We start from the raw sequence: 26,986 nt of genomic DNA on the forward strand, positions 1-26,986 counted from the left end.
AGGGTGGCACTATTGTGAAACGCTTCGATGTCAGGCAACAGCCCGCTCGAGTTTCGGACGTAGAGCTGTTTCCCCTCTCCGCCGCGCAGCGTGCGACCTGGTTCGCGCAGCAACTCGAGCCGAAGGTGCCGATTTCGATAGCGCACTACGTCGAGTTGAGGGGGGCTCTTGACGTCGATCTGTTACGCCGGGAAACCCGGACGGTCGCGCGGGAGTTTCAGTCGCCCTTGCTCAGGGTGCTCGAGGTCGACGGCCAGCCGATGCAGTACGTGGACAACTCGATAGAGATCCCGGTCGACCTCATCGATTTCCGCGATTACGACGACCCTATGGCCGCTGCGCACGAGTGGATGCAGCGGGACTATCAGACCACTCTCGATCTCGGAACCGATCGACTGGTCGAAACTTCGGTGCTCTGCGTGGGTAAGCTGCACTACTTGTGGTACAGCCGAATTCACCATGTGGCTCTGGACGGTTTCGGTGCGATGACGCTGATGAATCGTATTGCGCACCGGTACTCGGCAGCGGTGTCCGGGAGTGAACCGGAACCGAATCGCGCTGCGCCACTGCGCAAACTCTACGACATCGACAGTCGCTACCGGTCGTCTGACCGTTTTACCACCGATCGCGAGTACTGGGCGGAGCGTAACTCGGGTGGTACCGGCTCAGCTTTGGCGGTCGGACGCGAACCCGCACACACAGTGAGCAAACTTCAGAGTGCCGTGTTGTCGCGGGAATCGTTTGCCGTTCTCCTGGAATCCGATGGTCAGGCGGCGACCATCATCAGCGCACTGGCCTGCTACCTGGCTCGGCTTACCGCGAAAAACACTGTATTGGTGCAAGTTCCGATGTCGGGCCGGACAACGGCGGTGCTGCGTGAGTCCGGCGGCATGACGGTCAACGTTGCACCCCTGACCATTTCGGTCGACGAAGCCGAGACGGTTGCCGAACTCAGCTCACACGTTCAGCGAGAGCTGATGGGAGCACTACGGCATCAGCGCTGCAGTCTTGAAGACATTCGCCGGGACATCGGTGTCAGTACAAGCGGTGTCGGCAGTGACGATGGATTGGCCGGGCCGATGGTCAATGTCATGCTGTTCCGACAAGAAGTTGAGCTCGGACCGATGGTGGGTGAATACCACATCGTGACGTCAGGTCCGGTCGAAGATCTCCTGGTCAACGTGTATCCGAGCGCGGATCAACTGTTCGTCGACTTCCGCGCGAATCCGAGCCGGTACGAGGATTCGGTACTGCGTGCGCACCACGGTCAGTTCGTCGAACTGCTGGAAGAACTGATCACGGCGGCGCCTGATACACGGCTGGCCACCATTCACGACCGATCTTTCCGCGCCGGTGTGACACTGCGACGTGAAGCCGGGCAACTCGAGTATTGGAAGACCCAACTCGCGGGGACGCCCGAATTACTGAATTTTCCGTCCGACCGAATTCGACCCGCGGCGCAATCGTTGCATTCCGAGCGCGTCGAAGTTCAGGTCAACGCTGACACGCATCAGCGCCTGATCTCGCTTGCTCGGGAACACAGCACCACCACGTTTGAGGCACTACACGCTGGGTTTGCGCTCTTAACCAGTCGGCTATGCGGTGTAGTCGATGTAGCGGTCGGGACGCCGGTGTCGGTGGGATCGAACATCGCGGGATCGAACATCGCGGGATCGAACATCGCGGGATCGAACATCGCGGGATCGAACATCGTGGTGCTTCGCAATCAGGTCGAGCCGAATCAGCGCTTCACGCGACTGCTGCGCCACGTCGCCAACGTCGACAGGGAGGCATTCGAGCGTGCCGATATACCGTTTGATCGGTTGGTGGGGGAGCTGGACATTAGTGATTCCCCTGCATATTCGCCCATCGTCCAGGTGTTGTTCGAGTGCGGTACTGCTGTGGACGAAGCTGGTAACAGTATCGGTCGATTCGACCTTCGGGTATCGGCGGCAGAAACCTTCGGCGACGACGGCACACCATCCGGCATCAGGGTGATGCTGCGGTTTGCCACCGATCTGTTCAATCCCGACACCGTGGCGCGTCTCGGAACTCGATATCGAGCAATTCTGGAGACAGTCACCGCTGATCCCGAGACAGTGGTCGGCGACATCGACATTCTCTCCGATGACGAGAGGGAAGCGCTCCTTCCGCTCGACGCCCTGCCGGGACATTCGCAGCGAACATTGCCGGAGTTGTTCGATGCGGCCGTGCGGGCACATCCCGACGGTGATGCGCTGTCCTATCTTGGCGCCTCGGTAACGTATCGAGAACTCGACGAACGTTCGAATCAGTTGGCGCGCGTGTTGGCTGCCGGTGGCATCGGACCGGAAGATCTTGTGGCGCTAGGTATGACGCGCTCGATCGAGTCGGTTCTGGCCGTGCTGGCAGTCGTGAAGTCAGGTGCGGCATTTGTGCCTGTGGATCCAACGTATCCAGCTGAACGAATCCAGCACATGCTGCTTGACTCCGGCACTGTGACGGGATTGACAGTATCTGCCGAGCAATCCTCACTGCCGAATTCGATTCCGTGGATTATTCTCGACGACAACGTGTTTCGCGATCGCTGCGCGGCGATGCCGATCTCGGCGGTTACCGATGCGGATCGGGTTCGTCCCTTGCGTCGTGAGAATCCTGCCTATGTAGTCTATACCTCCGGTTCCACGGGGCGGCCGAAAGGTGTATCGGTTACCCATAGCGGACTGGACAGCTTTGCTGCTGAGCAACTCTCACGGTTTGGCGCTACGCCGAACTCACGAACACTGCATTTTTCGACCCCGAGCTTCGACGCGTCGATCTTCGAGTATCTGCAGGCGTTCGGGGCCGCAGCGACAATGGTGATCGCTCCGCGCACTATCTATGGCGGCGAGGAGCTGTCCAGGTTCCTGCGAACCGAACGGATAACCCACGGATTCATCACCACCGCAGCACTCGGATCAACACCTGCGGACGACCTCCCCGAGTTTCAGGACGTGGTGTTCGGCGGCGAGGCCTGCCCGCCGGAACTGGTGCAGCGTTGGGCCCCTGGCCGCAGATTGTGCAATGCCTACGGGCCGACCGAGGCCACCGTCATGGCAAATATCGCTGCGCCGATGTCGCCGGCGGGACCGATCACTCTGGGTGGCCCACTTCGCGGGTACGTCGAAGTTGTCCTCGACTCCAGGTTGAATCCCGTCCCGGACGGTGTTGCCGGGGAGCTCTACATTTCAGGTGAAGCTCTCGCTCGCGGATACTACGGGAAGCCGGGAATGACGGCAGAGCGGTTTGTGGCCAACCCCTTTGGCCACCCTGGTAGCCGGATGTACCGGACGGGAGACGTGGTGCGCCGCCGCGGCGGCACACTCGAATACGTCGGTCGCAGCGACTTCCAGGTCAAGGTGCGCGGGTTCCGCATCGAACTGGGTGAAATCGACACTCTCCTGCACGCGCATCCGGGGGTGCGGACGGCGGTAACAGTGGCACGAACTGCTCCGTCAGGCGATACCGTGCTCGTCTCGTACGTTGTGCCCGCCGAAGGGCCGGTGATTTCGCCCGCGGACCTGACGGATTACGTGGGGGAGCATTTACCCACCTACATGGTGCCGGCGGCGATCGTGTTGCGCGAAGCGTTGCCGATGACACCGGTGGGAAAGCTTGATCGTGCCGCATTGCCGGCGCCACAATTTCTGCGAGGCGCCGACGAATTCCGCGCCCCGCTCGACCCATTGGAGCAGGTTGTTGCACAGATACTTGCCGACGTCTTGGGGGTTGAACGGATCGGACTGGGCGATAGCTTCTTCGATCTTGGCGGAAACTCCCTTGTCGCAACCAGGGTGATCGCGCGGGTCAATGCCACGGAAGGGGTCGACCTTGGTGTGCGGAGTTTGTTCGAGGCTCCCACAGTTGAAGAGTTGGCGGTGGAAATTCGCAGTGCGCGGTCCGACACTCGCTCCGGTCGTTCGAATCTGACCGCGCAGCCGAGGCCGAGCAGTGTTCCCGTTTCTCTTGCGCAGCAACGTATGTGGTTCGTCAATCAGTTCGACGTATCGTCGCCCGCATACAACATTCCGATGGTGGTGCGGCTCTCGGGAACATTGGACGTAGGTGCACTCCGGGCCGCGATGGCAGATGTGATCAATCGTCACGAGTCACTACGCACGGTGTATCCGGCGTCGGTGGACGGCCCAGTTCAAGTTGTTGTTCCGCCGGCGTCGGTGACCGCCGATTTGATTCCTCAGGTCGACGCCACGCGCGACACGTTGGATCAACGGATCACCGAACTTGCTGGTCAGGGTTTCGATGTGAGCGCCGGTGTGCCCGTTCGCGGTGCGTTGTTCCGAATCAATCCCGCTGAACACGTCCTGGTTCTTGTGGTGCATCATATTTCGGCGGACGGAGCGTCACTGGCGCCGCTCGCCCGCGACCTGACGGCAGCATATGCGGCGCGAGCGGCCGAGCAGGATCCGAATTGGCTCCCGCTGCCGGTGCAGTACGCGGACTACAGCCTCTGGCAACGAGACGTTCTCGGCACCGACGAAGATCCGGGCAGCGTCATGGCCTCGCAGCTGGGGTATTGGAAGGCGACGCTGTCCGGCGTCCCCGCTGTTATCGACTTACCTCTCGATCGGCCGAGGCCGGCGCAGCGATCGCTACGCGGAGAGACCGTCGAGTTCTCGGTTCCCCCGGAATTGCACGGTCAAGTCCTCGAACTTGCTCGTCGGCACAACACCACAGTGTTCATGGTGATGCATGCGGTGCTTGCGGTGATGACGGCGCGGATGAGCGGATCAGCAGACATCACGATCGGGACGCCGACTGGCGGTCGTGGTGAGGAAGCACTCGACGACCTGGTCGGGATGTTCGTCAACACACTGGTGCTGCGGACGGCGGTAGATTCCGCTGCGACTTTCGAGCAAGTACTGGCCGGAGTGCGTGAGGTGGATCTTGCGGCGTTCGGCCACACCGAGGTGCCGTTCGAGAGCGTCGTGGAAGCGTTGACTCCGGAACGTTCGACGTCGTATTCACCGCTCTTCCAGATTCTGTTGGAGTTCCAGAACACTGTCGCACCTCACCTGGAATTGCCGGGCCTCGCGGTGGACGTGGTACCGGTCGATGCCGGCGTCGCCAAGTTCGATCTGCAGTTGACGCTTGCGGAACGCCGTGACGACGTGGGTGCAGCAGCAGGCTTTGCGGCGTCGTTCACGTACGCGACGGACATCTTCGATCGGGACACGGCGGCGGGGTTCGGGGAGCAGTTCGTTCGAATTCTGAGCGCGGTAATTTCGGATACGAGCCTTCCTGTCGGTGACGTAGCAGTTGTGGACTCGCGTGAGCGTGACGCAGTTGTCGAGTTGTGGAACGAGACGGATCGACCGGTTCCTCCGGTGACGTTGATGGAACTGTTCGATGAACAGGTGTCACGGACACCGGATGCGCCGGCCGTCATATTCGGCGGCACGGAATTAGACGGAACGACGTTGTCGTATCAGGAGTTCAGTGAACGCGTGAATCGGTTGGCCCGGTTCCTGATCTCGGTGGGTGTTGGTCCGGAATCTCGAGTTGGCGTTGCCATTCCCCGTTCGGTGGAGTTATTGGTGGCGGTGTATGCCGTGCTCGAAGCAGGTGGTGCGTACGTCGCAATCGATCCGGATCAGCCGCCGGATCGGGTGGCATTTGTGGTCGACACCGCGGATCCCGTGGTGGTGCTGACACTGTCGAGTGAAGGTTTGATCCTGCCCGCCGGTGTTCCGGCAGTCGACTTGGATCACGTTGATGTGAAAGAGTTTTCGAGTTCACCCATCGGGAATGGCGACCGGCTGACTCCGTTGCGGCCGGAACACGCGGCGTATGTCATGTTCACGTCGGGATCGACGGGTCGACCGAAGGGTGTTGTGGTTCCACACGAGGGTGTAGTCAACCGTCTGGCGTGGATGCAGGATCACTACCCGTTGGACGGCAGTGACGTGGTGTTACAGAAGACTCCGGTGACGTTCGACGTCTCGGTGTGGGAGTTACTGTGGCCGTTGCAGGTTGGTGCCCGGTTGGTGATCGCAGAACCGGGTGGGCATCGTGATCCGGCCTATCTCGCGGACTTGATCGTCGAGCAGTCAGTGACGACGGTGCATTTTGTGCCGTCGATGCTCGAGGTGTTTGTTGCCGACGCGTCGGCACCTCGCTGTTCACAGTTGCGGCGGGTATTCGTATCAGGTGAGGCGTTGCCGCCGGGGACTGCGCTGCGGATGCGTGAATTAATTCCCGGTGTCGCGGTACACAACTTGTACGGTCCGACGGAAGCGTCGGTGGATGTGACGTTCCATGAGGTTGGGCCGGAAGATTTCAGGCCCGAGGCGGCCACGGTAGTGCCTATCGGTGTGCCGGTGTGGAACACGCGTGTGTATGTGCTGGATGGGCGTTTGCATCCGGTTCCGGTGGGTGTGGTGGGGGAGTTGTATCTCGGTGGTGTGCAGTTGGCTCGGGGTTATCAGGGACGGGTTGATTTGACGGCGGATCGGTTTGTGGCGGATCCGTTCGGAGCGCGGGGTGGGCGGTTGTATCGGACCGGGGATCTGGTGCGGTGGAGTGGGGCAAGGGGCAGTAGGTCGGGTGAGTTGGAGTACGTCGGTCGTAGCGATTTCCAGGTGAAGGTGCGCGGTCAGAGGGTGGAACTCGGCGAGGTCGAGGGCACTCTCGCCCGGTGCGACGGGGTAGCCCAGGCGGCAGTGGTGCTGCGGCGCGGTGCTGCGGGCGGTTATCTCGCCGGGTTTGTGGTTCCCCAGCCCGGCGCGACGGTGGATGAGCGAGTGATATCGGAGCGAGCCGCGACTGAACTTCCAGGATTCATGGTGCCGTCGGTACTGGTGGTGATGGACGAGTTTCCGGTCACGGCAAATGGAAAGTTGGATAGAAAAGCGCTGCCGGAAACGGATTTCGAATCAGGCGTGGCCGGGTACCTTGCGCCACGTAACCCGATCGAAGAGATTGTTTCTGCCGTTTTTGCGGATCTCCTCGGAGTCGCGAAAGTAGGTTCGGACGACAATTTCTTTGCGCTCGGCGGGAACTCGCTGATCGCCACGAGGCTGGTCGCGAGGATCAATGCTGTTGTCGGGGACAGAATCGGTGTGCGGGACGTATTCGACGCCCCGACCGTCGCGGATTTGGCGGTATTGGCGCAGTCGAATGACGGCGTGGAATCCAGACCGCCTCTGAAGCCGCGGGGTGGCGCTGCGGAAGTTCCGCTGTCGCTGGCGCAGCAGCGGATGTGGTTCGTCAATCAGTTCGACACGTCGTCGTCGGCGTACAACGTTGCGTTTGCGCTGCGGTTGGACGGCGCGCTCGATGTCAGTGCTCTGCAGGCAGCATTTGGTGACGTTGTCGAACGACACGAGGCAGTGCGCACCATCTTTCCGCTCACCGATGACGGCCCGCATCAGGTAATCGTGCCTACGGCGAGCGCAGTGCCCGATCTCGATCCCATCGCGGTGTCGGGCGATGTTGAACTGCGCGAGAAGTGTGTGCAGGTGCTCTCCGAAGGCTTCGACGTGACGGAGCAGGTCCCGTTGCGTGCCCGTCTGTTCCGGATCGAGGGAAAGACGGCTTCTCATGTCCTGGCGGTGGTGGTGCATCACATCGCTGCCGACGGGTTCTCGATGACGCCGTTGGCCCGGGATGTCATGGGCGCGTATCGCTCACGTGTACACGGTTCGGCACCGGACTGGGTTCCACTCGAGGTCCAGTACGCCGACTACACATTGTGGCAACGCGAGTGGCTGGGTTCGGAATCCGAGGAACAGTCGCTGGTGTCGACGCAGCTGGCGTATTGGGCGAGCACGTTGTCAGGGCTGCCCGAGGTGTTGGAGATACCCACCGACCGTCCTCGTCCCGCTGTTCGTTCGCTTCGTGGGGGGCATGTCCCGTTCTCGATCGGGCCAGACGTTCACGCGGCAGTGGCAGCCCTGGCGCGGGAATACCACGTCACCGTGTTCATGGTGGTGCATGCGGTGTTGGCAGCGATGTTGGCGAGGTTGAGTGATTCCGGTGATATTGCCGTCGGCACACCGATCGCGGGCCGTGGTGAGAGAGAACTCGACGACGTGGTCGGCATGTTCGTCAACACGCTTGTTCTGCGCACCACGATTGACGCGGGCGCGACGTTCGCCGAATTGCTCGGAGCCGTCCGCGAAGCTGATCTGGGTGCGTTCACACATGCGGAGGTTCCCTTCGAACGTGTTGTGGAAGTTGTGAATCCCTCACGCTCTACGGCGTACTCTCCTCTCTTCCAGGTCATGCTGGAGTTCCAGGACATCGAGCGGCCGACGCTGGAGCTTCCCGATCTGCAGGTCAGCAGCGTCGACGTCGAGATCGACACCACCAATTTCGATCTGCAATTGACTGTGTCGGAACGAGTGGGTGCCGACGGCGGCCCCGCCGGTCTGGATGCAGAATTCAGTTATGCCACAGATCTTTTCGACGATTCTTCGGTGGCTACGATTGCGGGACGGCTGCAGCGAATACTCGCGGCTGTCACCGCTGATCCACAGGTGAGGGTCGGAGATATCGACATCCTCGGCGCTGATGAACGCGGCGACCTGACCCCGGTGCGCGGTGGGGAGGCAACGGACCCGCATACGTTGCCGGATCTGTTGGCAACCGCAACTGCTCACGATCCGAATGCCATTGCGCTGATCTACGACAAGCGTGAGGTCCGGTACCGCGAACTCGACGAGCGTTCGAATCAACTGGCCCGCATGCTGATCGAGGTCGGTATCGGGCCCGAGAACGTGGTCGCATTGTGCGTCCCGCGTTCCGTCGACTCTATTCTGGCACTGTGGGCTGTGGCCAAGACGGGCGCTGCTTTCCTGCCGGTTGATCCGCATCATCCCTCGGCACGAATCGAATACATGCTCAGCGACTCCGGCGCAGTGCGGGGTGTGACAACGGCGGCGCACCACGCCACACTTCCCACCGTAGTGCCGTGGTTGGTGCTCGATGAACCGGACTTCGGCGAGCGGCTGTCGAACTACTCGACGTCGAGGATCGGCGATGAGGAGCGGACATCGACGATCCGGATCGACAATCCGGCGTACCTGATCTATACCTCCGGGTCGACCGGCACACCCAAGGGTGTCGTGACGACACACCGTGGTCTGGGCAGCTTTGCCGCTCAGGAACACGAAATATTCGGAACCACAACGGGATCGCGGACACTGCACTTTGCATCGCCCAGCTTTGACGCATCGATTCTCGAATTGCTGTTGGCTATCGGTGCGGGCGCGACGATGGTGATAGCACCGCCGTCCGTCTACGGCGGAACAGCGTTGGCGGAACTCCTTGAATCCGAGCAGGTCACGCATTGTTTTGTCACTCCGGTGGCACTGGCGTCGGTTGACCCCACCGGCCTCACAGCACTCGAATGTGTGGTGACGGGAGGCGAGGCTTGCCCGCCCGAACTGGTGGCGCGATGGGCGCCGGGCCGGCGAATGTTCAATGCCTACGGTCCGACGGAAACGACAGTTGTGTCGAGTATCAGTGCACCCCTGGAGCCTTCGGAGCCGGTCACCATCGGCGCCCCCACCCGCGGGTTCACAGAAGTTGTTCTCGATTCACGGCTCCAGCCGGTACCGGTCGGTGTTGCGGGCGAGTTGTATCTTGCCGGTCCTGCTCTTGCACGTGGTTATCACGGGCGGTTAGGCCTGAGCGCCGAACGTTTTGTTGCCGATCCCTTCGGCCGGGCGGGAACGCGGATGTACCGCACCGGCGATCGGGTGCGTTGGTCGAGTGGCGGGCAGTTGGAGTACCTCGGGCGCAGCGATTCCCAGGTCAAGATCCGTGGTTTCCGTATCGAGCTCGGAGAGGTCGAATCGGCACTCGGTGCGCACGACGGCGTGGCCCAGGCCGTTGCGCACGTCTGGAACGGTGACGGCAGCGGTGACAGGTTGATCGGATACGTGGTTCCGGAAACCGGCGCAGCGATCGATTCGAGAGACGTTCTGGAGGCCGTCGGCGCGCGACTGGCGTCGTACATGGTTCCGGCCGCGTTGGTGATCCTCGAATCTCTTCCCCTCACGGTTCACGGAAAACTTGATCGTGCGGCGCTGCCCGCGCCCGACTTCTCCGCCGCGGTGACACCGGATCGAGCGCCGCGAACCGAGACCGAGGCGTTGCTTGCCGGACTGTTCAGCGAGGTGCTCGGACTGGAATCAGTGGGCGTCCACGATTCGTTTTTTGCACTCGGCGGGGACAGCATCATGTCGATTCAATTAGTCGCTCGCGCAAAGACTGTCGGTGTAATCCTGAGTCCTCGAGACGTGTTCGATCACAGAACCGTTGCGGCGCTTGCGCAATCGGCGCGATTCGAGGGCGACGGCGCGGATACTCTCGACGAGTTGCCAGGTGGCGGCGTCGGTTTCGTTCCCTTGACCCCGGTTGTGTCGTGGATGCTGGAACGCAGCGGTGGCCAACTCGACCGGTTCTCTCAAGCCCTGCTACTGGCTGCGCCCGCCGGGCTCACCCTGGACGTTCTCGGGCGAGCAGTCCAGGAAGTGCTCGATCGCCACGACATGCTGCGGGTGCGTCTGGTCCTCAGCAATAGCGCACAGCCTGGCCTTGAGGTACTGCCGCCGGGTTCGATCACAGCGGACACGTCGATCAGACGGATATCTGTCGACACGGTGGACGGTGACGACTTTGCCGCCTTGGCAGCCGCGGAACTCCAGGCGGCCGCCGACCTTCTGGATCCGGCCACCGGCGTGCTGATACGCATCATCTGGTTCGACGTCCCGAACACCAGCGGCCGACTCCTTGTGGTGATTCATCACCTCGCGGTGGACGGCGTGTCGTGGCGCATCCTCATCGCGGATCTTGCATCTGTAGTGGGACAACTCCAGACTGGCGAGGTTCCTTCTCTCGCGCCCGTCGGAACGTCGATGCGACGCTGGTCTCACGGCTTGCGTGAGCGGAGCAGTGAACTCGCCCGCAGCAGTGAACTCGCCCGCAGCAGTGAACTCGCCCGCAGTAGTGAACTCGACCGCTGGAAGAGCATCCTGGACGGCCCGGATCCGTTGATCGGTTCGCGGCCACTCGATCCCGCAATCGACGTCCACTCGACCGTCGGTACCGTCACCGTCGAGGTGCCGCCCGCGGTGACGAATAGTCTGCTCACCACATTGCCGACGGCTGTCCACGGAAGTGTGGGCGACGGATTGCTTGCCGCACTGACGCTGGCCATCGTCAGTTGGCGGGGCCAACAGGAAACTCGTGGACAGGGAACTTCTGCAGCGGATGCCCTGATCACTCTCGAAGGGCACGGCCGCGAGGAAAACGTAGTCCCCGGCGCAGATCTTTCCCGCACTGTCGGGTGGTTCACCACCGTGTATCCGGTACGCCTGGATCTCACCGGAATCGATGTCGACGACGCGCTGGCCGGCGGTCGTGCCGCGGGGCAGTCGGTCAAAGCCGTCAAGGAGCAGTTGCGTTGTATCCCGGATCACGGAATCGGCTACGGAATGCTGCGATACCTCGATGGCGAAGGGTCGTCGCTTCGTCATTTCGGTTCTCCTCAAGTCAGTTTCAACTACCTGGGACGGGTGCTCACCTCCGACGGAACGCAAGACTGGCTACCGGTTGCGGGTAGCAGTGAGCTCGGTGGTGCACAGAACCACACGATGCCGGTCGCGTCCGTGATCGACATCAACGCTGCCGTCGAGGACGGTCCGGACGGACCACATCTAACTGCGACTTTCACTTACCCGACCGGTGTTGTCACCGAGGACGACGTCACGGCGATTGCCGATCTGTGGCGTCGTGGCCTCGAAGGCCTTGCTACTTATGCGTCACTACCGGGTGCGGGTGGGCTCACCCCCTCCGATATTCCGCTGGTGTCAGTGAGCCAAGCGCAGATCGAATTGTGGGAGGAGCGCTTCCCTGCTCTGCGCGACGTGTGGTCGCTCTCGCCGCTGCAGGAGGGCCTGCTCTTTCACGCCGCTGTGGCATCAGAAACCGTGGACGTCTATACCGCGCAGTTGTGCATCGAGTTGGAAGGTTCCGTCGATGCGAGGCGCATGCGTTGCGCTGCAGCAGGTGTGGTGGCGCGTCACCCGAATCTGCGTACTGCGTTTGTGTACGGTAGCGACGGTGTGCCGGCTCAGGTGGTCGTCGACGACGTGGAGATTCCGTGGCGGGAGGTGGATCTGACCGGATACGGATCGGCTGCCGACGCGGAATTGCGGCGCTATCTCGACGAGGATCGCAGCGCCCGGTTCAACCTCGACGCACCTCCACTGATGCGTCTGACACTGCTGCGCACTGCACCCGAGCGATACGTGTTGGCGGTGACCAACCATCACATCGTTCTCGACGGTTGGTCGATGCCCGTGTTGGTGCGTGAGCTGCTGACACGGTACGCCGCTGGCGGAACCCCTGTGGATCTGCCGGAATCTCCTTCGTACCGCAACTATCTGAGCTGGTTGGCGCATCGGGATTCCGAAGCCTCAGCACAGGCGTGGGAACGCGCGTTGGTTGGTGTTGCCGAGCCGACGTTGCTGGCACCTTCCGTGCCTGGCGCGCACCTTGCGATGCCGGCGGAGGTGGACGTCGACTTGCCCGCGCCGGTGCTCGATGCCCTCATTGCAACCGCGCAACGCAGTGGGGTCACGATGAACACGGTCATTCAGGCAGCATGGGGTGTTCTTCTGTCCCGCTTGCTCTCTCGGGACGACGTCGTCTTCGGCGCCACTGTCTCGGGACGATCGCCGGAACTGTCCGGGGTGGAAAACATGCTGGGGTTGTTCATCAATACACTGCCCGTGCGGGTGCAGATCAATCCGGACGAGACGTGCGCGCAGTTGCTGGTTCGGATGCAGGGGGAGCACGCCGCTCTCCTCGATCATCACCAGATAGGGATCGGCGAGATACAGGCCCGTGTCGGTGTGGGCAATCTGTTCGACACGCTGTCGGTATTCGAGTCGTACCCGGTCGACACGTCCGGGCTGGACGATGACGTGGACATCGCCGGCATGCGGGTAACGGGTGTGGATGCTCGCGATGCCACGCACTATCCGCTGACCCTGCTCTCGATCCTCGAACCCCGGTTGCGGCTGAGCCTGCGTTATCAACCGTCAACCTTCGATGCCGCGACGGTGAGCCTGTACGCCGATCGGTTGGTGCGGGTTCTCGAGACGATTGCCCTTGACGCCGCCACCCCGGTGGGTGAAGTCGACATCTTTGCCCACGGTGAGCGGGAGTTGGTGCTGGGTTCGTGGAATACAGGTTCGCGGAATACAGATTCTCGGAAAATGGCGGGTCGCGGCGTGCCCGCCACGACCTTGGCGGATCTCTTCGATGCGCAGGTGGCGCGCACTCCTGAATCCGGTGCGGTGGTGATCGACGGTGCGGTGTTGTCCTACATCGAGTTCGATGCGCGGGTGAACCAATTGGCGCGGCTGCTGATCGGTATGGGCGTGGGTCCGGAAGCGCGGGTGGGTGTTGCGGTTTCTCGGTCGCTGGAGATGCTGGTGGCAATCTATGCGGTGGTGAAGGCCGGCGGGGCGTATGTTCCGATCGACCCCGATCAGCCTGCGGAGCGCGTCGGGTATGTGGTGGGAGTGGCCAGTCCGGTGGTGGTGCTGTCCACAGCCGCCGAACGAGGTGTGCTGCCCGCCGGTGTGGCGGTGCTGGAGCTGGATAATGTTGATGTAGAGGAGTATTCAACGGACCCGGTGCTCGGTAGCGAGCGCATTGCGCCGCTGCGGCCGGAGCATCCGGCGTATGTCATGTTCACGTCGGGTTCGACGGGTCGACCGAAGGGTGTGGTGGTTCCACACGACGGTGTAGTCAATCGGTTGCTGTGGATGCAGGATCGCTATTCGCTCACCGGTGACGATGTGGTGTTGCAGAAGACTCCGGTGACGTTCGACGTTTCGGTGTGGGAGTTGTTCTGGCCGTTGCAGGTTGGTGCCAGGTTGGTGATCGCGGAGCCTGGTGGGCATCGTGATCCGGTGTATCTCAACCGGGTGATCCGCGACGAGTCGGTCACGACGGTGCATTTTGTACCGTCGATGCTCGAGGTGTTTCTTGCCGGCGGTGACGTCGGCGGTGACTCAGTGCGACGGGTGTTCACCAGTGGCGAGGCGCTTGCAGCGTCGACGGCTGCGCGTCTGCTGCGGTGCAGCAATGCAGAACTGCACAATCTGTACGGCCCGACGGAGGCGTCGGTGGATGTGACGTTCCATGAGGTTGGGCCGGAAGATTTCGGGGCGGACGTTATCAGGTCAGGGGCAACCGGAGTGCCTATCGGTGTGCCGGTGTGGAACACGCGTGTCTATGTGTTGGATGGGCGTTTGCATCCGGTTCCGGTGGGTGTGGTGGGGGAGTTGTATCTCGGTGGTGTGCAGTTGGCTCGGGGGTATCAGGGGCGGGCTGATTTGACGGCGGATCGGTTTGTGGCGGATCTGTTCGGTGCTCCGGGTGAGCGGTTGTATCGGACTGGGGATCTGGTGCGGTGGAGCGGAGTGAGGGACTTTTCTGGCTCGGGTGAGTTGGAGTACGTCGGTCGCAGCGATTTCCAGGTGAAGTTGCGGGGCCAGCGGATCGAATTGGGGGAGATCGAGGCAGTATTGGCACGCCACGACGGGGTCGCTCAGGCTGCGGTGGTTCTCCGAAGCGGGGCCGCCGGGGAATTCCTTGCGGCATATGTTGTCGCTGGTGCGGGTGTGACGCTGGTCGAGCGTGAACTGCTCGACTCGGCTGCACAGGATCTGCCCGCGTACATGGTGCCGTCGGTGGTGACGGTGTTGACGGCACTGCCGGTGACCGCGAACGGCAAGCTGGACCGAAAAGCTTTGCCGGAAACCGAATTTGCCGCTGCGGTGTATCGAGCTCCGAGCACACCCGTGCAGGAAGCGGTCGCGCAGGTATTTGCCGACGTGATCGGCGTTGATCGCGTCGGCGCCGACGACAGTTTCTTTGCACTCGGCGGGGATTCACTCAGTGCGACCCGAGCGGTGGGACGGATCAACAGCTCGTTGAACACCGAACTGAGCGTTGCCGGGTTGTTCGACACGCCGGTGGTTTCCGTGCTCGCTGCCAGGCTCGAGTCGACTGTAGGAACCGAACTCACGCAACCTGCGCTCGCGGCCAGGCCGCGTCCCGATCGAATCCCGCTGTCCCTCGCTCAGGCCCGCATGTGGTTCGTCAACCAGTTCGACACGTCCTCGTCGGCGTACAACATCCCCGTTGTCCTTCAGTTGGACGGGGCGGTGGATCTGGATGCTCTCCGGGCGGCACTCGATGATGTGCTGGACCGGCACGAGTCCTTGCGAACAGTGTTCCCAGGCTCCGCGGACGGGCCGCGTCAGCTGATTCTCGAACCCTCGGATGTCGCGCCGGACCTTCGTCCGATCCCGGTGCGCGATCAGGAACTTCACGGCGTGATCGGGGACTTCATCGGTACAGGATTTGATGTCACCACGGACCTTCCGATCCGCGTGCAGTTGCTGCGATTGTCTTCCGAACGCTACGTTCTTGCCATTGTCGCTCACCACATCTCGGCTGACGGATTCTCGATGACACCGCTCGCTCGGGATGTGATGCGTGCGTACACAGCGCGCACGCAACATCAGAGTCCGGGGTGGGCGGCTTTGCCCGTGCAGTACGCCGACTACAGCCTGTGGCAGCGGGAGGTTCTGGGCACCGAGCAACAATCGGAGTCGGTGATTGCCGATCAGCTCGGGTACTGGACGGCAGCGTTGTCCGGCATTCCCGATGTCCTGCCGTTGCCATTGGATCGACCGAGGCCGGTTCAGCGGTCCACGGAAGGGAGCGTGGTGCCGTTCGACATGCCGGCCGGCCTTCACCGTGAACTGGCCGATATTGCGCGCCAGAGTAATTCGACGCTGTTCATGGTGATGCACGCTGCACTGGCTGTGGTGTTGGCACGGTTGTCGGGCTCGGGTGACGTTTCGGTGGGGACGCCGGTCGCGGGCCGGGGTGAAGCGTTACTCGACGATGTGGTGGGTATGTTCGTCAATACGCTTGTGCTTCGAACGCCGGTGTCGCCCGGAGCTTCATTTGCCGATGTGCTGAAAACGGTGCGGTCCGTAGATCTCGGTGCGTTCGGGCACGCGGATATTCCCTTCGAGCGGTTGGTGGACGCGCTTGCACCAGAACGGTCCACGGCGCATACACCACTGTTTCAGGTGGTCATCGAATTCCGGAACGCCGGCCACCTGCGACTGGAACTGCCGCAGTTGACTGTCCACGAACTCGACATCGATCTGGACGTGGCAAAGTTCGACCTGCAACTGAGTCTCGTCGAGCTGGTCGACGAACACGGTTCACCCGCCGGAATCAGCGCCGGTTTCCGCTATGCGAGCGATGTTTTCGATCACGCATCGGTTCAACGTATATCGGAACGATTTGTGCGTGTCGTCGAAACCGTTGCCACAGATCAGTCTGTGTCGGTCGGCGATATCGACGTCCTGCTCCCGGCCGAACGTGAGCGTGTACTCCTGAGCCCGAACCGGCCGGGAGTTGATGCTGGACCGCAGTCGCTGGGGGATCTCTTCGATCGGTCGGTGGTGTCAGCGGGAAAAGCGGTTGCGGTGACCTGCGACGGCAGTACGGTGACCTACCGCGAACTCGACGAGCGGGCGAATCGCCTCGCGAGACTGCTGGTGTCGCGGGGAGTAGGCGCGGAAACTCTGGTTGCCGTTGCTATGACGCGTTCTGTCGATCTGGTGGTGGCGCTGCTTGCCGTGGTGAAGGCTGGTGCGGGCTACCTCCCGGTGGACGTTGCTTCGCCGGCGGAGCGAGTGAAGTTCCTGCTGAGCGACAGCGCGCCTGTCTGTGTGCTCACGACAATCGAAGCGCTCACGACAGTCGAAGACAGCGGCGCATGGGAGTCTGCGAGTGTTCCCACGATCGTGGTGGACAGCGAAGAGACTGTGACTGCGCTGCAACGGTTTCCGTCGTCGACGGTAAAAGATGCCGACCGGACTCGCCCGCTGCATCTCGATTCGGTGGCGTACGTGATCTATACCTCCGGCTCGACCGGACGGCCGAAGGGCGCGGCGGTTACGCACCGCAATGTGGTCACGTTGCTGGCAAACACCCAGTCGCTGTACGGGTTTGACGAAGACGATGTGTGGACGATGTTCCATTCCGCTGCGTTCGACTTCTCGGTCTGGGAAATGTGGGGTGCCCTCGCCCACGGTGGTCGACTGGTACTGGTCGACCACTTCACCGCTCGCTCACCTGAGTCGTTCCTCGAACTCCTGCAGCGCGAGCGCGTCACCGTGCTCAATCAAACTCCGACGGCCTTCTACCAACTAGCCCAGGCCGACCGCCTGGCCGGTGAGCCCGATCTGTTTTTGCGGTATGTGATCTTCGGCGGCGAAGCACTCGACTTCGGGCAGTTGGAACGTTGGTACTCGCGACGCGGCGACAGCGCCCCGAGCCTGGTCAACATGTACGGCATCACGGAAACAACGGTGCATGTCAGCTGTCTACCGCTGGATCAGAACATTGTGCGAGGCGTATCCGCATCGGTGATCGGCCCGGCGTTGCCTGGCCTACGGGTCTACGTGCTCGACGATCGGCTGCATCTGGTGCCACCGGGCGTGGCCGGCGAGATGTACGTATCCGGTGCACAGATCTCACGGGGGTACCTCGGCCGGTTCGGGCTCACGTCCGCACGATTTGTTCCGGATCCCTTCACACGCGGGGCGCGTATGTACCGGTCCGGCGACCTGGCGCGATGGAATGAGCAGGGCCAGTTGGAGTATCTCGGTCGCAACGATCAGCAGGTGCAGGTGAAGGGTTACCGGATCGAACTCGGTGAAGTCGAGTCGGCCTTGCTCGCCGGAGCGGGGGTGGCGCAGTCGGCGGCGGTGGCGCGCGGTGACCGGTTGGTGGGTTACGTGGTGCCGGAGGCCGGCGCCGTGATCGACCCGGTTGCGCTCCTCGGCGAGGCCGCGGAGAGGTTGGCATCTCATATGGTGCCGTCGGTTGTTGTCGTCCTGGCGGAACTGCCCCTGACCGGGAACGGGAAACTGGATCGACAAGCGCTGCCGGAACCAGACTTCGGGCAAAAGGTCACGGTGAGCCGAGCCCCGGTTTCCGAGAACGAACGCATTCTCGTCGAACTGTTTGCCGAGGTTTTAGGACTGGGCACGGTGGGCGTCGACGATTCGTTCTTCACCCTGGGCGGCGACAGCATCATGTCGATCCAGTTGGTGACCCGCGCCAAGGCAGCCGGAGTTCTGATCACACCGCGCGATGTGTTCGAGCGCAAAACCGTTGCGGCGCTCGCCCAGACCGCTCGAACGAGTGGCGACGACGTCGTTCTGGACGAATTGCCCGGCGCTGGTGTCGGTGAGATCGCATTGACGCCGATCGCTGCGTGGATGTTCGATCGTGGCGGAGATTTCCGCCGCTACTCACAATCTGCACTGTTCACAGTTCCAGGCAACCTCGACGAAGACACCCTGACGGCAGCCGTGCAGGTTGTGCTGGACCGACATGACGTCTTGCGAGGGCGCCTGCGAACCGGTCAGAGTAAGGCGGGCGATCACGGTTGGGCGCTGGAGGTGATGGACCGAGGTTCGGTGAAGGCGTCGGCAGTAGTGCGGCGGGTGCCCACTGTCTCCGAGTCAACCACTCCTGAGCCAACCACCCCCGACTCCGCCGGCACGGCTACCGTGAGGGAACTCGATGCGGCAGTAGGTCGTCTGGACCCGGAGTCCGGTGTGATGGTGCAGATCGTGTGGCTCGACAGCGGGCCGGATCGAGAGGGCCGCTTGCTGTTTGCGGTTCATCACCTGGTGATGGATGGCGTGTCCTGGCGAATACTGGTTCCCGATCTTGCCTTGGCTTGCGCTCAGGTTCAGGCCGGTGTCGAACCGGTCCCAGCGCCGGTCGGGACCTCGATGCGCCGGTGGTCGCACGCACTGGTCGACGCCGCCCATGACCCGCACCGCGGTGCTGAGCTCGAATTCTGGCGACAGACGCTCATCGGCCCTGATCCCGCGCTGGGTGTGCGGCCCCTGACATCTACGGACACCGGAGCCGCCGCCGCAGACATCGAGGTGCGAGTTCCCGCCGCGTTGACCGAGAAACTGCTCCTGGCCGTGCCCCAGGCTTTTCACAGCAGTGTTGCCGACGGATTGTTGACTGCGCTGAGCCTGGCGTTGATTCGGTGGCGTCGTGATCGCGGGATCACTCAGGCGGAAGCGTTGCTGAATCTCGAAGGTCACGGCCGCGAAGAGCACGTCGTTCCCGGCGCAGATCTGGCCCGCACCATCGGATGGTTCACCACGATCTTCCCGGTTCGCCTCGATCTGAAGGGCGTGGATCTCGACGACGCCTATGCCGGCGGTCCTTCGATGGGTAACGCGATCAAGACGGTGAAGGAACAGCTTCGTGCAGTTCCGGATCGTGGCATCGGTTTTGGTCTGCTCCGATATCTGAACCGTGACACGGCTCGGCAACTTTCGCCGCTACCCGCTCCGCAGATCAGCTTCAACTATCACGGACGGCTAGGCAGTGCCGGCGCCGACAGCTCAGTCGGCTGGGCGCCGATCGACGATGGCGGACTGCGCGACGCTACAACGGCAGACCTGCCACTGGCTGTCGTCGTCGACATCAATGCAATGACGGTCGACACCGACGACGGTCCGGTATTGAGCTCGACCTGGACGTACCCACCTGGTGTTCTCACCGGCGACGACGCACGACAACTCACTCAACTGTGGATGGAAGCGCTTGCTGCGCTCGGTGCGCACGCGGAATCCGGGGGCGGGTTCACGCCGTCCGACTTCGATCTTGTCGAGCTTCGGCAGGACGCGATCGACGATCTCGAAAGTCGTTGCGCGGACCTGGCCGAGGTCTGGCCACTCTCACCCCTGCAATCGGGGCTCCTCTTCCATGCCGAACTGGCGGACGAGCCGGCACACGATCACGAGTCTGTTGACGCCTACCTCGTACAGGTCGCGCTCGACCTTGTCGGCGATGTGGATCCCGATCGGCTGCGCCTCGCTGCTGCCACACTGCTCGACAGGCATGCCAACCTTCGTACGGCTTTTCTGCACGACGTAGACGGTCGGACTGTGCAGGTGGTCAGACGCCGGGTGACCCCGCCATGGCTGGAGGTTGATCTCACGACCGGCGGCGAGACGAACGTCGACCACGTTCTCGCGCAGGACAGGTCGACGCCATTCGACATGACGCAACCGCCGCTGATCCGGTTCACTCTGATCACAATCACACCGAGCACGTACACGTTGGTGGTCACCAACCATCACATCCTGCTCGACGGCTGGTCGATGCCGTTGCTGGTCAAGGAACTGTTGACGTTGTACGCCGTCGGCGGTGACGCGTCGGCACTGCCGCGCACCCGCGGGTACCGCGACTATCTCGAGTGGATGAGTCGCCGCGATCACGGCGACTCCCGTGACGCGTGGGCGGGGGCCCTCTCCGGCGTGGACGGCCCGACGCTGCTCGCTCCCGTGGATCGCGCGCGTCGGCTGTCCACTATGACGGCAGAGTGGGTGTTCGATGTCGGTGAAGACGCGACTACTCGTCTGCGAGAGACTGCGCGGTCGCGCGGACTGACAATGAACACGCTGGTGCAGGTGTCGTGGGGGATCGTACTCGCTGCAATGACCGGCCGAGGCGACGTCCTGTTCGGTGCCACGGTGTCGGGCCGACCACCTGAACTGGGCGGAATCGAAACGATGATCGGACTGTTCATCAACACACTTCCTGTCCGGATCAGTCTGCGCAACGACGAGACGTTGGGCGAATTGCTCGATCGGGTTCAGGTTGAGCAGGCAGCATTGCTGGATCATCACTATCTCGGTCTCGCCGAGATTCAAGACGTCGGTGGCCCGGAAATCGGATTCGACACGTTGACCGTGTTCGAGTCGTATCCGGTTGACCGCGAGGGATTGTCGACCGACACCGACATCGCCGGAATGCGCGTCACCGGCGTAGATGCCAAAGATGCCGCTCACTATCCGCTGAGTTTGGTTGCGTCGATCGACGCCAGGTTGCATCTGAAATTCGAGTATCTTTCCGACGTCTTCGGTTCGGACGCAGTCGAATCCATGGCGGGACGCCTGCTCCGGGTGCTCGAGCAGTGTCTTCGCCCGGACCAACCTCTGGCCGCCGTATCCCTGTTGACCGATAGCGAGCGCAGCGAACTGATGCCGGTCCGTGGCCCCGGTGGCGGTTCGACCCGCACCTTGCCGGAGATCTTCGTCGACGCCGCCACCCGTGATCCCGACGCGATCGCCGTCGTCTCGGAGGACGGCGACATGAGCTTCGAGGAGTTGGACCGACGCTCGAATCGAATTGCCCGAGTGCTGATCTCGCGTGGTGTTGGACCGGAGAACCAGGTGGCCGTGGGGATTCCGCGCTCGCTGGACTCGGTACTGTCGATAGTGGCGGTGGCAAAAACGGGCGCTGCGTTCGTGCCGATCGATCCGAAATATCCGGACGAGCGGATCAGTCATATGCTCGCAGACTCGGGAGTAAGCGTCGGTGTGACCACAACCGAGCATCACGATCGCCTCCCGGGAACAGCGCGTTGGCTGATTCTCGATCACCCCGACTTCGTTGGCGAATGCGAGGAGCATTCCGGGGCTCCGGTGACAGATTCCGACCGAATCCGTCCGATCAGGATGGATTGCGCCGCGTACGTCGTGTACACGTCGGGGTCAACGGGCTTGCCCAAAGGGGTGGTCGTTACGCACCAGGGCCTCGACAACTTCGCCCGCGATCAGATCGACCGGTTCTCCGTGAGCTCGCGATCTCGAACCTTGCACTTCTCCACGCCGAGTTTCGACGGGTCGCTTTTCGAATACCTGCAGGCGTTCGGCGCCGGCGCGACGATGGTGATTGCGCCGCCTGACGTTTACGGCGGTGAGGAACTCGCCCGGCTGTTGGCCGATCAGGACGTCAGCCACGCATTCATCACCACCGCAGCTCTGGCGTCTCTCGATCCGGCCGGCCTCGAACATCTTTCGGACCTCGTGGTCGGCGGTGAGGCGTGCCCACCCGATCTGGTCGCTCGCTGGGCGCCGGTTCGGCGGTTGCACAACGCCTACGGGCCGACCGAAACGACGATTATGTCCAACATCAGCGCGCCGATGGTCGCGGGGGATCCGATCACCATCGGCGGACCGATTCGCGGTGTGAGCGAAGTAGTACTCGACGCTCGTCTGCAACCGGTCCCGGTCGGCGTGCCAGGCGAGCTGTATCTGGCCGGGGCCGGATTGGCGCGTGGATACCATCGGCGCCCAGGGCTGACCGCCGAACGTTTCGTCGCCAATCCCGCCGATCCGGGATCTCGTATGTACCGCACCGGAGACATCGTGCGCTGGACGCCGGAGAAGTCCATCGAGTACGTCGGTCGCAGTGACTTTCAGGTAAAGGTTCGCGGTTTCCGCATCGAACCTGGTGAGATCGACAGCGCTCTCCTGGCGCAGCCCTACGTCGGATTTTCGGCCACGATCACGCACCGTGGTCCTGCCGGAGACACCCTGCTTGCGTCGTACGTCGTACCATCCGCTGGACGTGCGCTCGATGCTGAGGTACTCGCGCACGCATTGTCGACGCGATTGCCCTCGCACATGGTTCCCTCCTCGATCACAGTGCTGGCGAGCATTCCGCTGACAGCGGTGGGCAAGCTCGACCGTTCGGCCCTGCCGGTCCCCGACACACTGTCGCGGACCCGGCCCTTCCGAGAGGCGACCGGGCCGGTAGCGCGGGCAGTCGCGGAAGTCTTTGCCGATGTGCTCGGTCTCGAACGAGTGGGTGCCGACGACGATTTCTTCGACTTGGGTGGCAATTCGCTCAGTGCAACTCGGGTCACGGCGAGGCTCCGGACAGTGCTCGGTGTCGACAGCGGAGTGCGGGATCTCTTCGAGGCACCGACCGTTGAGGGCCTGGCCACGCGCATCGAGCAGTTGCGTACAACCGAGGAGTTGCGCGCCGGAGAATTCGGACGTCCGCGACTCGAGAACCGTACCCGGCCGGGAGATATTCCACTTTCGTTCGCTCAGCAGCGAATGTGGTTTGTCAATCAGCTCGACACCAGTTCTCCCGCATACAACATTCCGATCGCGGTTCGGTTGAGCGGCGAACTCGATCTGGAGGCCTTGGGTTCGGCGGTATCCGATCTTGTCGACCGTCACGAGTCGCTGCGGACCATGTTCCCGGTCCGTGGCGCTGCACCCGTCCAACAGATACTCCCGGCCGAGAGTGCGGTGGAACCCCTGCTGCCTCATCGTGTTACAGACGAGCACGAATTGCACGACGAGCTTGCCCGGCTTGTGTCAGCAGGTTTCGACGTGACTGCGCGCGTTCCGTTGCGGGTGGCACTGTTTGCGCTGACCGACACCGAACACGTTCTGGCTGTTGTGGTACATCATATTTCGGCCGACGGCTTCTCGATGTCCCCGCTTGTTCGGGATCTGATGACGGCCTATCAGGCGCGCACTCGAGGCACCGCTCCGGACTGGGAGCCGTTGTCGGTGCAGTACGCAGATTACGCGTTGTGGCAACGAGAGGTGCTCGGTGATGATGACGATCCAGCGTCGGTGATCGGGGAGCAACTTTCCTATTGGCGCAGCGCGCTGGCCGGTACTCCGGATCTCCTCGAGCTGCCCCTCGATCATGACCGGCCGGCGCAGCAGACCTTCCACGGCGCTCGTGTGCACTTCAGCGTTGGGCGGGAACTTCACAGTCGCATCCGAGAATTGTCGCGCCGGCATCACTCCACCGAGTTCATGACCGTGCATGCCGCGCTTGCGATCTTGCTGGCGCGTCTGGGCAGTACCGACGATGTGGTGATCGGGACGCCGATCGCCGGCCGGGGGGATCGCGCTCTCGACGACCTGATCGGCATGTTTGTCGGCACGTTGGCGCTGCGGACGAAAGTCGAACCGGCACAGTCGTTCCGCGCGCTGGCAGAACATTGCCGCGCGGTGGATCTCGGTGCATTTGCGAATGCCGACGTCCCCTTCGAGCGAGTGGTCGACACGATCGGTCCGAGTAGATCGACGGCGTATGCGCCGATTGCGTCGGTGTCGCTCGAGTTCCAGAACAACGATCGGCCGGTGCTGACGCTGCCGGAGCTGGACGTGCGGGGGATCGATCCCGAGCTCGACGTCGTCAAAGTAGACCTCGAATTCCTCCTGGCGGAGGAATTCGACGACCGTGGTGCGCCGACGGGTATGAGCGGTGCCGTCGACTTTGCCACCGATCTTTTCGACAGGGAGACCGTTGCCGGGTTTGCCGATATGTTCGTGCGCATTCTCGAATCCGTCACCGAGAACCCGGACCGGCTGATCGGCGACATTCCGCTCCTGGGAGAGGTGGATCGCCGCACGATGGTGCCGGCGCTCGGCGAGCCGGCAGTGCGGCCCCAGTTGTGGCCCGAGCTGCTGACAACCGCTGCGGCGTTCGATCCGGACTCGGTGGCATTGACCTACGAGGACCGCCACGTCAGTTATCGCGAACTCGACGAGTGGTCCAACAGGGTGGCGCGGGTTCTACGAAGGCGTGGAGTCGGACCGGAAACCTTTGTCGCGTTGGGGATGCCCCGTTCGATCGAGTCCGTCGTGTCGATCTGGTCGGTCACGAAGGCGGGAGCGGCGTTTGTGCCCGTCGATCCGGCATACCCGCGCGAGCGGATCGAGTACATGCTCGCAGACTGCCGTGCTTCCGTTGGACTGACCGTGACGGGCAGTCGAGGTCAACTACCCGACACGGTTCCCTGGTTGGTGCTCGACGACGTGGATTTTGCGGAGTGTGTGGCGGCGGAGTCGGCGGCAGAGGTCACCGACCGGGATCGGACGTGCCCGCTGCATCTCGAACATCCGGCGTATCTCATCTACACCTCGGGTTCGACCGGAAAGCCGAAGGGTGTCAACGTCACTCACCGTGGGTTGGCGAACCTCACCGCGGAAACGCGAGAACGATTCGAGGTCACTCACGATTCGCGGGTATCGCAGTTGGCCTCGCCGAGCTTCGACGCGTCGGTGTTCGAGTTGATGATGGCGTTCAGTGCGTCGGCGCGTGTCGTGATCGTTCCGCCCGCAGTCTACGGCGGAAGTGAATTGGCGGACCTCCTCCGTGACGAGCAGGTCACCCATGCCACTATCACACCCACAGCGCTGGCGGCGTTGGGCGACAACGGATTCGAGTCGCTGCACGTCCTCGATTTGGTGGGGGAAGCCTGCCCGCCGGATGTGGTCGCGCAATGGGCGCCTGGTCGTAGCCTGCACAATGGGTACGGACCGACGGAAACCACCGTGCAGGCCAGCGTCAGCGCGCCGATGCGGCCAGGCGAAGGGGTGAACATCGGGGCACCCGCGTTAGGGTTCGGCTTCCTGGTCCTAGACGAGCGACTGCAGCCTGTTCCGGTTGGTGTTCACGGCGAGTTGTACATCATCGGGCCCGGCATGGCGCGCGGTTACCACAATCGAACTGTCCTCACCTCGGAGCGATTTGTCGCGTGCCCGTACGGTGAGTCGGGGCGCCGGATGTACCGAACCGGAGATGTAGTCCGGTGGCGCGAGTCGGGACACGGAGCGACGGAAAACAGTGGGACGGAACATGGAGTCGGCCACACCCTCGAGTACATCGGACGTAGCGATTTCCAGGTCAAGGTTCGAGGTTTCCGGATCGAACTCGGCGAAATCGACGCCGTTCTCGTGCGTCATCCGTCGGTGGACTTTGCCGCAACCATCGGCCATACCGCTCCATCGGGCGACACGGTTCTCGCGTCGTACGTGCGAGCAGTGGACGGACACGAGGTGGAGCCGGCGGACCTACGCGCCTTCACTGCGGAACGGTTGCCGTCCCATATGGTGCCGGCTGCGGTGGTGGTACTCGATCGCATCCCGATGACGCCGGTGGGTAAGCTTGACCGAAAAGCCTTGCCGGCACCGGAATTCGGGTCGATCGGTGCGGAGTACCACGCACCGACCACCAAAACCGAACATGCTGTTGTGGACGCCTTTGTCGAGGTTCTCGGAGTAGATCGAGTCGGCACTGCCGACAGCTTCTTCGATCTCGGCGGCAATTCGCTGATCGCGACCAGAGTAGTCACCGCCCTGCATTCCCGCTTGGATCGCAGGATTCCGCTTCAATGGATGTTCCTCGACCCGACGCCCGCGGGGATCGCGCGACGCCTTGATATCCCGACAGCGAGTGCCGATCTGGAAGAGGCTCTTGCCGTGGTGATTCCGCTACGCGCCGAGGGGAGCGGTCGGCCGTTGTTCTGCGTGCATCCGGGAATTGGATTGTCTTGGGGCTACGCCGGTTTGGTGCAGTATCTACCACCCGATCGGCCCGTGTACGGTTTGCAGTTGCCGACGATCAGTGACGACGGTGACTACCGTTCGATCGAACAACTCGCGAACCGCTATGTCGAGGAAATCGAGGCCATCTCACCCCACGGTCCGTACGACTTGCTCGGCTGGTCGCTCGGCGGGGTCATCGCACACGCCATGGCTGTAGAACTTCAATTGTCGGGCCGTGAGGTCGCCGTATTGGCTGTCATGGACAGCTACCCGGACAACGGTGAGGTGGCACCTCACGGCGGACTCGATGTTCGAGATCTGCTGCGCGGACTCGGGTTGGAGATCGAATCGGGAGGTGAGATGTCCTTCGAACATGCCGCCGCGTTGCTGGACGAATCGCTCGGGAGTGAGACCGGGATACGGGGCGAAGATCTCGAACGAATTGCTGCGGGGTACGAGAATTCGCAGCGGATCGGTCATCAATTCGTCCCGCAAGTGTACGACGGGAACCTGATTATCTTTCCGGCCACCGGCGAAGCCGACAGTGATACCAGGGAGAGATCACCGCAGGAATGGAAGCCGCTCGTAACCGGGAGGGTCGACGAGATACCCGTCGACTGCGCCCATAACGAGATGATCGAACCGCAGGCCATGACGGTCATCGGCCCGGCACTGGCGCGGGCTCTCTCGGCTGATTCCTGAAG

At 62.4% G+C, this 26,986-nt stretch carries 1 protein-coding gene; it reads left to right on the top strand.

The genetic code is table 11. The features are described 5' to 3' along the window. Positions 1 to 14: 14 nt before the first annotated feature. The gene (locus ACFRFQ_RS21970) at positions 15 to 26,984 is read left to right on the top strand and encodes a non-ribosomal peptide synthase/polyketide synthase (RefSeq protein ID WP_378662208.1); all 26,970 of its coding nucleotides are present in this window, start codon (positions 15 to 17) and stop codon (positions 26,982 to 26,984) included. Positions 26,985 to 26,986 lie beyond the last annotated feature (2 nt).

Source organism: Rhodococcus sp. NPDC056743, assembly GCF_042790355.1.
Lineage (GTDB): Bacteria > Actinomycetota > Actinomycetes > Mycobacteriales > Mycobacteriaceae > Rhodococcus_F.